Below are 13,223 nucleotides of genomic sequence, written 5' to 3' on the forward strand. Positions count from 1 at the left end.
AAAAACGGAGCCCGGGAGCGAGCCCGGCCGCGGGAGGTGAGCGTGCGGGTGCCCCGCTCGCCCTCCTGTACGCATCCCGGTCGTACGGGCGAGACCGGCCGGCCCGCGCTTTCACCGATTCAGGTGACAGAGGTCGAGGCGAAACGTCCCTCCCCGCGGCGGGGCGGCCACGCTCGAAGCGACACATGGAGCCACCCTGTGGAGCGCCCGATGCAGCTGATCCCCCGTCATGACCCGTACCTCGTCGTCCGCTCGGTCGGCGGCCGCACCGTCGCCGCCCTCCGGGGCGAGCTCGACCTCGTCCTGGTACGGCATCTCCGGCCCGAGCTCGACGCCCTCGTCCGGGAGTCCGACGCCCTGACCGTGGACATCCGGCGCCTCACCTTCTGCGACGCCACCGGCCTCGGTCTCCTCGCCCACTGCGCCCGGCGCGCAGGGGAGCGGGGCGCGCAGTGGAGGCTCGTCTGCGACCAGCCGAAGATCCTCCGGCTCATCCGCCTGACCGCGCTGGGCGACCTGCTGCGCCCGGAGCCGGGGCGGCCGGACGAGCCGGCCGACGCGTGGCCCGACGAGCCACTCCTCGACGACGTCGCTCCGTCGGCGCCGGCCGGCTTACGGCTGTCCGCATACACTCCCGTCCATGGCATGCCGCATCAGTGAACTGGTCATCGACTGCGCCGACGCCGAGCGGCTCGCCGCGTTCTGGAGCGAGGTCCTCGGCTATGTCGAACTCGGCAGGGAGGACGACGGCAGCATCGAGATCGGGCCGCCCGACGCCGGCTTCGGCGGCCCGCAGCCCACGCTCGTCCTCAGCCCCAGCAGCGACCCGCGGACCGGGAAGCTCCCCCTGCACCTGGACGTCAGTCCCACCGACCGCGACCAGGACGCCGAGCTGGAGCGTCTGCTCGCCCTCGGCGCACGGCCCGCCGACGTCGGCCAGAAGGGCACCGAGAGCTGGCACGTCCTGGCCGACCCCGAGGGCAACGAGTTCTGCCTCCTGCGCACCCGGCTCAAGCCCCTCTGACCGGACGGGGGCGCGTCGGCGGCGGAGCTCGCCGGGTCCGCCGCCCCGCCCGCTCCCTCCCGGGTGACGTAGGCCCGTCTCCACGCGCCGCCTTCCCCGGGCGAAATCCCGTCGCCGTGAGGGCGGTTGACGGTGATGATGGCGGGATGGACCAGCATCGTGGCACCGCCCCGCACGCGCACCCCGTCGACGCCCTCATCGTCGTGGACGTGCAGGCGGCCTTCGTCACCGGGGACGGCGCCGTACCCGGGGCCGCCCGGCTCGTCGACCGTACGGCCGACCTCATCGCGCGGGCCCGGCAGGGCGGAGCGCTCGTCGTCCACCTCCAGAACGACGGACCGCCCGGCGCGGAGGACGAACCCCACACGCCCGGCTGGGAGCTCCACCACCCCGTCCGGCACGGGCCGACGGAGAGGGTCATCCGCAAGCCGTACGACGACGGCTTCCGCGAGACCCCGCTCGGTGACGTGCTCGCCGACGCGGGGGTGCGGGCGGTCGCCGTCTGCGGCGTGATGTCCGAGATGTGCGTCCAGGCGACGGCCCGTACGGCCCTGGACCGCGGCTACCGCGTGGTCGTGCCGCACGACGCCCACGCGACCCAGGACGTCCCGGCCGCGCCCGGGATCTGCGGGGCCGTACCGGCCGCCACGGTCTCCCGGGTCGCGGCCTACGCCCTGGGGAGCGACGCGGAGGTGACGTCGGCGGCCGCCGACGTCAGCTTCACGGCGCCTGACCCGGCGGGCGACATCGCTCTCACGGCGCCTGACGTGGCCCCCGACGTCAGCTTCACGGCGCCCCGGGCGGCCCGCGCCCGCTGAGGCCCTGGCGGGGGGCGCCCGGGGAACACGGCACACCGGTGCGGCACACGTCAGGCGAGCGGCTGCTCATACGGGGTGCTCACCCGACTCCCGCAGCCCCGCCGCGGCCCACGCATCGGTACACATACGGAACATCGATCGGCCGCCATACGCAGCGCCCCCCGTCAGGTACTCGGCTAGGGTGATTCGACAGGGAATGCGCCCCCAGGGGCCGGGCCGATGCGTAGGTCGATGCGTTGGAGACTCACCAGTCGTCGAGCAGGGTTCCGCAGCCGCCCCGGGCGGCCGTCGGGGACGCCGGCGTGCTCCGGGAGCTGCTGCCGATCGCCCTCTGGCGCGAGGACGCCGACGGTCACATCGTCGAGTGGTCGCTCGCCGCGCAGGATCTCCTCGGCCACCGTCCCGAGCACGTCCTCGGACGGCTCGCCACCCCGCTTCTCGTCCCGGACGCCAACCGGGAACTCGCCGACCGGCTCACCCACCGCGTCCAGGCGGGGGAGACCATGGTCGGCACGCTTCCCGTCCGCCACCGCGACGGGCACACGGTCGCCATGGAGATGTGGATCGTGCCCGCGGCCGACCCGGCCGGCCGGGCGGGGGCGATGCTCATCGCGGTCGAGACGTCCGAGGTCCTGCGCATGCGGGAGAACCTGGCGGCGATGGAGAGCCTCTTCACCCAGTCGCCGATCGGTCTCGCCCTGCTCGGTCCCGACCTGCGGTTCCTCCGCGTCAACGACGCCCTCGCCCGGATGAACGGAGTGGCCGCGGCCGAGCACGTGGGCCGTCGCCTCACCGAGGTCGTGCCCGGCGTCAACGCCGACTCGCTGGAGTCCCTGATGCGCCAGGTCCTCCACAGCGGGAACGCCGTCGTCGACGCCCGCCGCGTCGGCCGTACGCCAGCCGACCCCGACCGGGACCACATCTGGTCCTGCTCGTACGCCCCGCTGATCGACCGCACCGACCGCCGGTCCCTGGGGCTGATCGCCTCCCTCGTCGACATCACCGAGCACCAGGAGGCCCACACCGAGGTCGAGCGGGCCCGGCACCGCTTCGCCCTGCTCGCGGAGGCGGGGGCCCGGATCGGCACCACTCTGGACCTCAAGCAGACGGCGGAGGAGGCGGTACGTTTCCTCGTGCCGCAGCTGGCCGACTCGGCGGACGTGCAGATGCTGGAGTCGGTCCTCGAACCGGACGACCCGGCGGCCTCCACGCGCGGGGTGCTGCGGCGGCTCGCGGCCCGCTTCCCCGACCCGACGGCCCCCACGGCGCTGCTCGCCCCGGGGCAGACCTTCCAGATCCCGCTGGACTCCGTGTACGAGCAGGTCGTCGCCCGTGGCCGGCCCACCAACCTCTACACGTCCGACATCCCGGCGCTGTTCACCGACCCGCGTACCGAGGCGCTCCGCACCTACCTCGGCGCCCGCATCGGTTCGGCGCGGCTGGTGCCCCTCGTGGCCAGGGGCCAGGTGCTCGGCGCGGTCACGGTCACCCGGCTGCGGACCCGCGAGCCCTTCGACGCGCAGGACTGCGTCCTCATCGACGAGGTCGTGGCCCGCGCCGCCCTCAACATCGACAACGCCCGTCTCTACACCACCCAGCGCGAGGCGGCCCTCACCCTCCAGCGGAGCCTCACCAACAGCGCGCTCCCCGACGTCACCGGGCTCGAACTCACCGGCCGCTACCTGCCCGCCAGCTCCCATGACGTCGGCGGCGACTGGTACGACGTCATCGCCCTGCCGGGCGGCCGGACGGGGCTGGTCATCGGTGACGTCATGGGGCACGGCATCCACGCGGCGGCCGTCATGGGCCAGTTGCGCACGGCGGTACGGACCCTGGCCCGCCACGACATCCCGCCGGCGCGGATGCTCAGCTCCCTCGACGCCGTCGTCGCCGACATCGGCGAGGACACCATGGCGACCTGTGTGTACGCCGTCCACGACCCGGCCACCGGCGGCTGGGTCATCGCCCGGGCCGGCCATCCGCCGCCGGCCGTGGCGACCCCGGACGGCACCGTCACCTTCCTCGACGGACCGCCGGGAACCCCGCTGGGCACCGGCGCCCACGACTTCGGTACGGAGGAGGTCTCCCTGCCGGCGGGCGGGCTCCTCGTGCTCTACACGGACGGCCTCATCGAGGCGCGCGACCGGGACCTCGACGAGGGGATGCGGCAGCTCGCCCGGGCGCTCGGGCACTTCGACCGCCCCCTGGACACCCTGTGCGACGAGATCCTGGACCAGCTCCTCGAAGGCCCCGCCCAGGACGACGTGGCGATGCTGCTGGCCCGCGTCACCCGCTGAGCGACGCCCGTACGACCCGCTGACAACGCCCGTACGGGACATGCTGGGGCAGGACCCCGTGCGGCCGGACCCCGACGGAAGCCGGTACCCGGGCTCCCAGCCGTACGGCAGACGCCTCCGGCACCCGTACGTCCGCTCACAGCGGTACGACGGTCACCTCGGTCGCCTTCACGCCCGTCCAGACCGGCACCCCGTCCGCGAGGCCCAGTTCGGCGGCCGCCTGCGGGGTGATCTCGGCGACGAGCGAAGGGGCCAGGTCCGAGGTGACGAGGACCCGGAGCCGGCTGCCGCTCGCGGTGATCTCGCGTACGGTCCCCGGCCAGACGTTACGGGGGCTGCCGCCCGGCCGCTCGCGGTGCACGGCCACCGCCTCGGGCGCGATGATCGCGAGGGAGGGCGTGCCCGGCGGCGGCTGCTCGGCGGTGATGAGGGCGCCTCCCCCGTCGAGATCGAGGCCGTCGGCCGTGGCGGTACCGGGCCACGCGTTGCGGCCGAGCATGCGGGCGACCCACGGCGAACGGGGATGACGGGAGACCTCGGCGGGCGAGTCGTCCTGGAGCGGCCGGCCGTCCTGGAGGACGAGGACGCGGTCGGCGAGGGACACGGCTTCGACCGGGTCGTGGGTGACGATCAGACAGACGCCGCCGAAACCGGCGAGGTGGCTGCGCAGGGTGTGCCGGACGTGGGCCCGGGTGGTCTGGTCGAGGGCGGCGAGCGGCTCGTCGAGGAGCAGCAGCCGGGGCCGCGCGGCGAGCGCCCGCGCGAGGGCGACCCGCTGGGCCTGCCCGCCGGACAGCTGCGCGGGGCGACGGTGGGCCAGGTGGCCGACGCCCAGGCGGTCGAGCCAGCGCTGTGCCTCCCGGCGGGCCTCGGCGCGCGGCACTCCGCGCGCCCGCAGCCCGTACGCGGTGTTGGCGAGCGCGGACAGACGGGGGAACAGCGCGCCGTCCTGCGGGACCCACGCCACCTGGCGGCGGTGCGGCGGCAGGTCCGTGACGTCGATGTCGCCGAGGCGCAGCACGGCGTGGGCCCGGGGGGTGAGCCCGAGGAGGGCGCGGAGCAGGGTCGTCTTGCCGGCGCCGTTGGGGCCGACGACGGCGATGGTGGTGCCGGGCTCGGCGGCCAGGACCAGCTCGGTGAAGCCGTCGACCTCCGCGTGCAGCGCCCAGCGTCCGCCCGCGCCGAGGGCCGCGTCCGCCGGGTCGGTCGTGCCCTCCTCCGGGTCGGGGGCCTCATCGACGGGCGGGGCCGCCGGGTCGTGGGCCTCTTCCACCGGCGCGTCGGGCGTGCGGGTACGGCTCGTGGCCGCCGGCGTGCCGGTCCAGTTGCCGCGCAGCGCGAGGAGCACGGCCATGGCGATGGCGAGCAGCAGCAACGAGACGGAGGTGGCGGCCTCCGGTTCCTCCTGGAGCAGCAGGTACACCTGGAGCGGGAGGGTCTGCGTGGTGCCGGGCAGGTTCCCGGCGAAGGTGATCGTGGCACCGAACTCGCCGAGCGCCCGTGCCCAGGTCAGCGCCGCACCGGCGAGCAGCCCGGGCGCGACCATCGGCAGGGTGACGGTGAAGAACACCCGGACGGGTGAGGCGCCGAGCGACGCCGCCGTCTCCTCGTACCCGGGGCGCAGACCGGCCAGCGCGCCCTCCAGGCTGATGACGAGGAACGGCATGGAGACGAAGGTCGCGGCGACCACCGCGCCGGAGGTGTGGAAGGGCAGCGTCACCCCGAAGGTGCTCTCGAGCCAGGGGCCGAGGAGGCCGCGACGCCCGAAGGCGAGCAGCAGCGCCACGCCGCCGACCGTCGGCGGCAGCACCATGGGCAGCAGGACGAGGGATCGGACGACCGCCTTCCCGCGGAACGGCACCCGGGCGAGCAGCCAGGCCAGCGGCACCCCGAGCAGCAGCGAGAGACCGAGCGCCCAGAAGGAGACGACCAGGGACAGGGTGAGGGCCTCGACGGTGGCGGGACCCGTCAGATGCGCGCCGAACGCCCCCCACTCGGTGCGGGCCAGGACCCCGACGAGCGGCAGCAGCAGGAACGCGACGGCGAGCAGCGCGGGCACGGCGAGGAGGAGCGGGGTGCGGGGACCGCGCCGGGGGGGCCGACCGTGGAGGCGTCTCATCGTTCGTTCCCGGTGTCGGAGGAGCGGAGAGGGGGGAGGCCGGGCGTCCGCCGGCCGGTAGGGGGCCACGCGGACGGCCCGCGCGCGTCTTCCCGGAGCTACGGCTTCTGGAAGCCGGCGTCCTGGAAGATCTTCTGTGCCTCGGGCGAGGACAGCCAGGCGACGAAGGCCGCCGCGGCCGCGGCGTTCTTCGAGTCGTTGACCGTGGCGGCCGGGTAGGCGGCGACGGCGTTCTGCGCGTCGGGGATCTCGATGGCGTCGACCTTCTCCTCGGCGCTCTCGGCGTCGGTCCGGTAGACGAGCCCGGCGTCGGCCTCGCCCAGTTCGACCTTGCTCAGGACGGCACGGACGTTGGGCTCCTGGGAGACCGGCCTCACCGTGATCCTCTGCGCCTCGAGGATCTTCGCGCTGTACTTGCCGACCGGGGCCTCGGGGGCGGCGAGGACGACCTTGAGCCTGGTGTCCGCGAGGTCCTTCAGCGCGTCGATCTCGAACGGGTTGCCCTCGGCGGTGGCGATCACGAGCCGGTTCCTGGCGATGACGGTCGGTGTGCCGGTGTCGGCCTTCACCTTGTCCATGCTCGTGGTGTCGGCGGTGACCAGGACGTCGGCGGGGGATCCCTGGGCGACCTGGGCGACGAGTTCCTGCGAGCCGGCGAAGGAGAAGGTGATGCCGGTACCGGGGTGGGTCTTCTCGTACGCGGCTCCCGCTGTCCTGAAGACGTCGGTGAGGGAGGCGGCGGCGAGCACCGTCAGACGGGCCGGGGGCGCCCCGGAGCCCGTGGAACCGGTTCCGGGTCTCGCCGCCGTGCCGTCCTGCGGGCCGTCGGCGCCGCAGGCGGTCAGTGGCAGCAGCAGTCCGGCGGCGGCGACGGCGAGGGCCCGACGGCCGGGGAGAGTGCGGGGGTGGCGCATGAGGGTGGGACTCCTGGGGCGTGGGGACGGCGCTGCCGCCCGGACGGAGGGAGGGGACCCGGACCGGGCGGGATCAGGTCCGGTCGATGTGCACGCTGGTCGACTTCACGCGGGCGGTGGCCTGCATGCCGACCTCCAGGCCCAGCTCCTCCACGGCCTCGCGGGTGAGGAGCGACACGAGCCGGTGCGGACCGGCCTGGATCTCCACCTGCGCGGCCACGTCACCGAGCTTGACCGCCGTGACGATGCCGGGGAAGGCGTTGCGCGCGGAGGTGTACGGCGTTTCCTCGTCGCCCGGTGTGTTCTGGGCGACTTCGACGGCGAAGGCGGCCAGATCGCGGCCGTCCACGAGACGTCGGCCGTTCTCGTCGCGATGGGTCGCCACGCGGCCCGCGTCGGCCCAGCGGCGCGCGGTGTCGGGGCTCACGCCGAGCAGACGCGCCGCCTGTCCGATGGTGTAGGACTGCATGTGCGACACGTTAGGCGGCGTGCGCTCTCATCTGCAAGGAATCGAGGTTCTTCTCATCGCATCTGCCAACCCTGCTGGAGGAACCACCGAAATAGGGGAGGCGATGAGCCCGCGGCCCGTTCCGGTCAATCGTGGCGCAGCACCGGATCCACGTCCCCGTGGGTCGGGGCGCGCAACGCGCTCTCGCCCCGCGACCAGGCGTCCACGAGACGGCCGGCGAACCGGTCGTCCAGCAGACAGGTCGCGGCGATGCCGAAAGTGACCTCGGACGCGAGTTCCGGCTCGTCCTCCAGGAGGCCGCCGACGACCTTCCGGCGTACCACCTGCTCGTGGACGGCGTCCGCCTCCACGTGCTCGTCGTAGAACCGCGCCGCCGCCGGCCCCGCCCCGGACCGGCGCAGAGCGGCGGCGAGCCGCGACGCTGCGGGAGACGAGGTGATCTCCACGACGGCGAGGTGCCCCACGAGGGCCCCGCGCAGCCTCCGGTGCAGACCGAACAGCGACATGAGATTCGAGGCGGCGAGCGTCTCGGCCCCCGCCAGGTCCACGTAGCGCCCGTACGCGGGGTCCAGACCCTGGGCGGCCATGAGGTCGGCGTACAGCCCGGCGTGCATCCGTTCCGCCCGCCCGCAGCCGTACTCGTCGTAGGCGATCGCCATCATGGCCGCCTTGGCGCGCCCCCGCAGCCTGGGCACGACCCAGAGCTGCGGATCGGTCTCCCTGAGCTGGGCGACGGAGCGGAGCACCGCGTGCTCGCGCAGTTGCCACGGCTCGCCCTCGGACACGAGGAAGCGGGCGACCCCGGTGCCCTCGACCGGCTCGACCAGGAGGGCGGCCAGTGCCTCGTCCACGTCCGGACGGTCGCGGCAGTCGTGCCGCAGCGCACTCTCGAACCGGCGCTCCAGGAGGGCCCGCACCGCGAGCAGGTCCGCGTCCCATTCGAGCGTCTCGGGAACCCCCTCGAAGCCCCGGTAGTGCTGCTCGTGACAGAGGTGGAGGGCGAGCTGGAGATCCTCGCCGTACGGGGAGCAGCGGGCGATCTCCGTCTCACCGGGCAGCCGCCCGCCGCCCCCGAGCAGCCGTCGTCGTACGGCGTACGACACGTCCCCGCGCGCTTCCGGCACGGGAGGCGCCGTCCGTGCCGGCGGGGGGACGACAGTCATGGCGTCCTGGCCTCCTCGGTCGGTTCGCCCGGCTCAGTGTCCTCCCGTCCGGACTCGTCCGCGTCGGCGCCGGAGGGGCGCGGCCCGCGCCCCGTCCTCGTCCGGGAACCGCGCTTGAGGCGGGGGCGGTGGCTGGTGTCGCAGAACGGCGCCCGCAGGCTCCGCCGGCAGGTGCACAGGGCCATCATGGGGCGGTCGCAGTGGACCACCGACCCGTCCGGCATGACGATGTCCGCCGGGCCCTCCATCAGGAACGGGCCTTCGGCGAGGGGCTCGACACGCGGGACCGTCGAGCGGCGCCCGGCGGTCCCGTCGGGGGAGACGGACATCACGGCCTCCAGGAGCGGATCACCACGAGTTCCTCCGTGCGCGCGCCCAGCGGGATCAGCCCCTGGGCCGCCAGCCAGCCCGACCGGGACGACAGCACCGGCCCGAAGGACTCCGTACGACGGTCCACGACCCGCGCTTCGAGGCCGCGCCGCCGGAGGGCGTCCAGAGTGGCGTCGACGCCCGAGAGCGACGACTGGACGAGCAGCAGGACCCCGGAGGGGGTCAGGAGCCGGGGGGCCCGGGAACAGATGCGGTCGAGGAGCAGGCGGCCGTCGGTGCCGGCGTCCCAGCTCCTTCGCGCGCCCCGGGTGGGTACCTCGGGGTCCTCGCTGGGCACGTAGGGCGGGTTCACCGTGACCAGGTCGAAGCGTTCGCCCGGCACCGCCGCGTCCAGGTCGCCGCGCAGCACCCGGATGCGGCGGCGGTGCCGCAGGGCGTTGAGCCGCGCGGTGGTGATCGCGGAGCGCGAGATGTCGACGGCCGTGGCCCGGGCGCCGTGCCGGGAGGCGACGAGGGCGAGCGCGCCGGTTCCCGTGCACAGGTCGAGCGAGCGCGCGCCCGGCCGCAGCTCCTCGCGCCGTACGTGCGCCGCGAGCAGGCCGGTGTCCGTCTGGGGGGCGTACACCCCGGGAAGACGCCACACCCGTGGGATGTGCGCGGACGGCGCCGGGCCGTCCACCGGCGCGAGCGCTTCCCCCGCACCCGTCGTCAGTATCTTCATCTCCGGTCTCCTCACTCCTCGGTCCGTCCGCGAGTACCCCTGACCTGCTCTCTCATGCCGAGTCCCGCCCCACGAGCCGACGACGGCCGGGTACGCATGAGGTGCGCTTCGTCGGGTACGCGCCGGTTGATCGTGAAACTGACCGTGACCACTGGAGGAGGAATCACCATGAGCAGGGTCGAGCAGACGATCGATGTGGATGTGCCACTGAGCACCGCGTACAACCAGTGGACGCAGTTCGAGGAGTTCCCGAAGTTCATGGAGGGCGTCGAGGACGTCCGCCAGATCGACGACCGGCACTGTCACTGGCAGACCAAGGTGGCGGGTGTCCGGCGTGAGTTCGACACGGAGATCGTCGACCAGCTCCCGGACGAGCGCATCTCGTGGCGCACGGTCGCGGGCGACACCCAGCAGAAGGGTGTGGTCAGCTTCCAGCCGCTGGACGAGGAGCACACCCGGGTTCGGCTCGCGATGGACGTCGAGGCCGACGGCATGATGGAGAAGGTCGGCGAGGCGGTGGGCGTCCTCGACCGGCGGGTCAAGGGAGACCTGAAGCGGTTCAAGGGCTACATCGAGGAGCACGGCCACGAGTCCGGTGGCTGGCGCGGCCGCGTCCGCCCGGCGGACGCCGGCAAGAGCCCCATGGGCGGCGGCACGATGGACGACGGCCCCGGCCCGGTCCGACGGGAACCCGGACCGATGACCGGCCCCGGAACGACGGGAACCACCGGAGCACCGGGCACGCCGGGATCGATGGGCACCCCCGGAACGACGGGTACGCCGGGCATGAGCGGCGGCACCCGTGACTCCCGGCCGCTCACGCCCCGGCCCGACGACCCGGACTCCATCGACCGCATCTGACCGAACGGCGGCCACGGCCGCTCGAAGGGAACCCCGTACATGGACCGCGTCGCGCTCTTCGACGTCGACGGAACCCTCGTCGACTCCAACGCCCTGCACGTCGTCGCCTGGTGGGAGGCCCTGCGCCAGGGCGGACACCGCGTCCCCACGCACGCCGTCCACCGGGCGATCGGCCTGCCGGGAGAGGACCTCCTGGAGCACCTGCTCGGCCCCGACCGGGACCGCTCGCAGGACGAGCGCCTCAGCGGCGCCCACGACACCCTGTACGGCACGTACTTCGAGCGGCTCGTCGCCTTCGACGGCGCCGCGGACCTGCTGCGGACCCTCGCGGGTAGCGGCTGGAAGGTCGTCCTCGTGACCTCGGCCAAGGACCGGGAGCTCGACGCGCTGCGCGCGGCCCTGGACGCGGACGACGTGATCACGGCCACGGCCACCGCCGACGACGTCGAACAGGGCAAGCCCGCCCCCGACCCGATCGAGCACGCCCTCTCCCTGGTGGGCGGAACCGCGGACAGCGCCGTCTTCGTCGGGGACAGCGTGTGGGACATGAAAGCGGCCCGCAGCGCCGGCGTGGTCAGCGTCGGACTGCTGTGCGGCGGCCTCCCCCGGGAGGACCTGGCGGCGGCGGGCGCCGCCGCCGTGTACGACGACCCCGCCGACCTCCTCTCCCGCCTCGACACCGGACCGCTCGCGACGGAGCGCACCGGCCCCACCGGCCCCCGGTAGAGCCGCCCGGCCGCCCGCCCCCGAGAGGAGCGTCCATGCGTGCAGACCGGAACTCGTACTGGATGGAGTCGGCGCCCCCGGGTGACCCCCATCCCTCCCTCGACCGCGACCTCCGCGCCGACGTCGTCGTCGTGGGTGCCGGGATCGCCGGACTGTGCACCGCGCGGTCACTGGCCCATGCCGGACGTGACGTGGTGGTCCTCGAAGCCGGCCGGATCGCGGCCGGGGTCACCGGCCACACCACCGGCAAGCTGACGTCCCTCCACGGCCTGTGCTACGAACGCCTGCGCGGCCGCCAGGGCGCCGAGGCCGCGGCCCTCTACGCCGACGCGCAGGAGAACGCCCTGCGCGAGGTCGTACGGCTCTGCGGGGAGCTGGGCGTCGACGCGGAGATCGAGCACCGCCCCGCGTACACCTACACCCTCGACGGGGAGCGTGCGGGGAGCATCAGGGCCGAGGCGGAGGCCGCGGCGGCGGCGGGCCTGCCGGCCACCACGGTGACCGACACCGGGCTGCCGTATCCCGTCGCCGCGGCCGTCCGGGTGGAGGACCAACTCCAGTTCCACCCCCGCCGGTTCCTCCTCGCTCTCGCGGACGACCTCGTCGCGCGCGGCGGCCGCGTCCACGAGAACACCCGGGTCACCGGCCTCCACGAAGGCGCCGACTGCCGTCTCACGGTGGAGGGCGGACTCACCGTCCACGCGAGCGACGTCGTCCTCGCCACCCACTTCCCGCTCCGCTGCCACGCCACCTTGCTGACCCGGCTCTCACTGACCCGCGAACTCGTCATCGCCGCCGCCGTCGAGGAGCGCCACGCCCCGTACGGGATGTACCTGACGCCCGAACACGGCACCCGCTCGGTGCGCACCGCGCCCCTGGGCCACGGCCGACGGTTGCTGATCGTCGCCGGCGAGGCGTTCGAGCCGGGCGGCGGAGGGGTACGCGCGCGGTACGAGCGCCTCGAAGCCTGGGCCCGCGCGCGGCTCCCGGGCTTCGCCGAGGCGCCGACGATCCACCGGTGGGCGGCCCAGGACGTCCACACCGACGACGGGATGCCCTGTATCGGCCATGAACACCCCGACACCGAACACGTCTACGTCGCCAGCGGCTTCGGCGGATGGGGGCTCAGCAACGGGGTCGCGGCGGGACGGCTGCTCACCGCGCACCTCACCGGAGCGCCCCGCCCGGCCTGGACCGAGCTCGTCGACCCGCGCCGGCGGCTGCCGGCCCGGGACGTCCCCGGGGTCGCACGACACCAGGCCACCGTGGCGCGCCACTTCGCGGCGGGCCTGCGGGCCGGTCGGCGCTGCACGCACATGGGATGCGAGCTGGGATTCGACGAGGTCGAACAGACCTGGGAGTGCCCCTGCCACGGCTCCCGCTTCGCACACGACGGGCGGGTGCTCCAGGGCCCGGCGACCCGCCCCCTCGACACGTGACCGGCGCCCGGCGGGACCAGGACGGAGAGACACCATGAGCACCGGAGAGAGCGAGTACCGGATCGCCCGGCTGAGGGACCGGCTCGCACGGGAGGAGGTGGCCGAACTCGGGGTGCGGATCGAGGTGCGCGGGGCGGTCCTCCTCCTGACGGGAACCGTCCCCACCGCCGACCGCCGAGACGAGATCCTCCGGATCGCCCAGGAGGAGCTCACCGACATCCCGGTCCGCGCGGACCTCCAGGTCGCCTGCGCGGATCCGCCCGACCGACCCGAGGAGCTGCTGTGACATCGCCCGGCGAGCAGGACGACGTACCGGCCCGGAACGCCGACGCCCCGGCCCGG

The 13,223-nt window shown here is 74.2% G+C and carries 13 protein-coding genes and 1 pseudogene; 8 read left to right on the plus strand and 6 right to left on the minus strand.

Annotated features, from left to right (window positions below):
- Window positions 1–210 precede the first annotated feature (210 nt).
- From ACFWV2_RS14060 to ACFWV2_RS14075, 4 genes are all read left to right on the plus strand, one after another.
- Window positions 211–660 carry an STAS domain-containing protein gene (locus ACFWV2_RS14060; RefSeq protein WP_384405234.1) on the plus strand — a complete coding sequence of 150 codons (450 nt, stop codon included), beginning with the start codon at window positions 211–213 and terminating at the stop codon, window positions 658–660.
- A complete protein-coding gene (locus tag ACFWV2_RS14065; protein ID WP_384405235.1) occupies window positions 641–1,024 on the plus strand; it encodes a VOC family protein in 384 nt (127 codons plus the stop codon). Before ACFWV2_RS14060 ends, ACFWV2_RS14065 begins: the two co-directional genes overlap by 20 nt.
- Before the next feature lie 146 nt (window positions 1,025–1,170).
- The gene (locus ACFWV2_RS14070; protein WP_384405236.1) at window positions 1,171–1,842 is read left to right on the plus strand and encodes an isochorismatase family protein; all 672 of its coding nucleotides are present in this window, start codon (window positions 1,171–1,173) and stop codon (window positions 1,840–1,842) included.
- Between the two features lie 236 nt (window positions 1,843–2,078).
- The gene (locus ACFWV2_RS14075) at window positions 2,079–4,139 is read left to right on the plus strand and encodes a SpoIIE family protein phosphatase (protein WP_384405237.1); all 2,061 of its coding nucleotides are present in this window, start codon (window positions 2,079–2,081) and stop codon (window positions 4,137–4,139) included.
- 136 nt (window positions 4,140–4,275) lie between these two features.
- On the opposite strand, the gene ACFWV2_RS14080 is transcribed toward ACFWV2_RS14075, so the two are convergent.
- The 6 genes from ACFWV2_RS14080 to ACFWV2_RS14105 form a co-directional block, all read right to left on the minus strand.
- Window positions 4,276–6,258 carry an ABC transporter permease gene (locus tag ACFWV2_RS14080; protein WP_384405238.1) on the minus strand — a complete coding sequence of 661 codons (1,983 nt, stop codon included), beginning with the start codon at window positions 6,256–6,258 and terminating at the stop codon, window positions 4,276–4,278.
- A 98-nt stretch (window positions 6,259–6,356) separates the two neighbouring features.
- Window positions 6,357–7,172 (minus strand): molybdate ABC transporter substrate-binding protein, encoded by an 816-nt coding sequence (gene modA / locus ACFWV2_RS14085; RefSeq protein WP_384405239.1) that lies wholly within the window; start codon window positions 7,170–7,172, stop codon window positions 6,357–6,359.
- A gap of 73 nt (window positions 7,173–7,245) precedes the next feature.
- Entirely contained in the window at window positions 7,246–7,641 is a 396-nt protein-coding gene (locus ACFWV2_RS14090; protein ID WP_360791293.1) for a helix-turn-helix transcriptional regulator, read from the minus strand.
- Between the two features lie 125 nt (window positions 7,642–7,766).
- Window positions 7,767–8,804, minus strand: coding sequence for an iron-containing redox enzyme family protein (locus ACFWV2_RS14095; RefSeq protein ID WP_384405240.1), 1,038 nt, complete (start codon window positions 8,802–8,804; stop codon window positions 7,767–7,769).
- A complete protein-coding gene (locus tag ACFWV2_RS14100) occupies window positions 8,801–9,133 on the minus strand; it encodes a CDGSH iron-sulfur domain-containing protein (protein WP_384405241.1) in 333 nt (110 codons plus the stop codon). The genes ACFWV2_RS14095 and ACFWV2_RS14100 overlap by 4 nt, the downstream gene beginning before the upstream one ends.
- Window positions 9,133–9,855, minus strand: coding sequence for a HemK2/MTQ2 family protein methyltransferase (locus ACFWV2_RS14105; protein WP_360791284.1), 723 nt, complete (start codon window positions 9,853–9,855; stop codon window positions 9,133–9,135). Before ACFWV2_RS14105 ends, ACFWV2_RS14100 begins: the two co-directional genes overlap by 1 nt.
- Window positions 9,856–10,023: 168 nt before the next feature.
- Here ACFWV2_RS14105 and ACFWV2_RS14110 point away from each other — a divergent pair.
- The 4 genes and pseudogenes from ACFWV2_RS14110 to ACFWV2_RS14125 all read left to right on the plus strand — a co-directional run.
- Window positions 10,024–10,482: pseudogene (locus ACFWV2_RS14110) on the plus strand (SRPBCC family protein); the annotation flags it as partial.
- 273 nt (window positions 10,483–10,755) lie between these two features.
- A complete protein-coding gene (locus ACFWV2_RS14115) occupies window positions 10,756–11,442 on the plus strand; it encodes an HAD family hydrolase (protein WP_384405242.1) in 687 nt (228 codons plus the stop codon).
- A 35-nt stretch (window positions 11,443–11,477) separates the two neighbouring features.
- Complete coding sequence (locus tag ACFWV2_RS14120; RefSeq protein WP_384405243.1) at window positions 11,478–12,881, plus strand: FAD-dependent oxidoreductase; 1,404 nt, start codon at window positions 11,478–11,480, stop codon at window positions 12,879–12,881.
- Between the two features lie 34 nt (window positions 12,882–12,915).
- Window positions 12,916–13,167, plus strand: a complete 252-nt coding sequence (locus tag ACFWV2_RS14125; RefSeq protein ID WP_384405244.1) for a BON domain-containing protein — start codon at window positions 12,916–12,918, stop codon at window positions 13,165–13,167.
- Window positions 13,168–13,223: the final 56 nt, after the last annotated feature.

This window comes from Streptomyces sp. NPDC058671 (assembly GCF_042716475.1).
Classification (GTDB): domain Bacteria; phylum Actinomycetota; class Actinomycetes; order Streptomycetales; family Streptomycetaceae; genus Streptomyces.

Coding starts and splice junctions, on each gene's coding strand:
- ACFWV2_RS14060 (WP_384405234.1), top strand. CDS start 211: ATGCAGCTGATCCCCCGTCATGACCCGTACCTCGTCGTCCGCTCGGTC.
- ACFWV2_RS14065 (WP_384405235.1), top strand. CDS start 641: ATGGCATGCCGCATCAGTGAACTGGTCATCGACTGCGCCGACGCCGAG.
- ACFWV2_RS14070 (WP_384405236.1), top strand. CDS start 1,171: ATGGACCAGCATCGTGGCACCGCCCCGCACGCGCACCCCGTCGACGCC.
- ACFWV2_RS14080 (WP_384405238.1), bottom strand. CDS start 6,258: ATGAGACGCCTCCACGGTCGGCCCCCCCGGCGCGGTCCCCGCACCCCG.
- modA (WP_384405239.1), bottom strand. CDS start 7,172: ATGCGCCACCCCCGCACTCTCCCCGGCCGTCGGGCCCTCGCCGTCGCC.
- ACFWV2_RS14090 (WP_360791293.1), bottom strand. CDS start 7,641: ATGCAGTCCTACACCATCGGACAGGCGGCGCGTCTGCTCGGCGTGAGC.
- ACFWV2_RS14095 (WP_384405240.1), bottom strand. CDS start 8,804: ATGACTGTCGTCCCCCCGCCGGCACGGACGGCGCCTCCCGTGCCGGAA.
- ACFWV2_RS14100 (WP_384405241.1), bottom strand. CDS start 9,133: ATGTCCGTCTCCCCCGACGGGACCGCCGGGCGCCGCTCGACGGTCCCG.
- ACFWV2_RS14105 (WP_360791284.1), bottom strand. CDS start 9,855: ATGAAGATACTGACGACGGGTGCGGGGGAAGCGCTCGCGCCGGTGGAC.
- ACFWV2_RS14115 (WP_384405242.1), top strand. CDS start 10,756: ATGGACCGCGTCGCGCTCTTCGACGTCGACGGAACCCTCGTCGACTCC.
- ACFWV2_RS14120 (WP_384405243.1), top strand. CDS start 11,478: ATGCGTGCAGACCGGAACTCGTACTGGATGGAGTCGGCGCCCCCGGGT.
- ACFWV2_RS14125 (WP_384405244.1), top strand. CDS start 12,916: ATGAGCACCGGAGAGAGCGAGTACCGGATCGCCCGGCTGAGGGACCGG.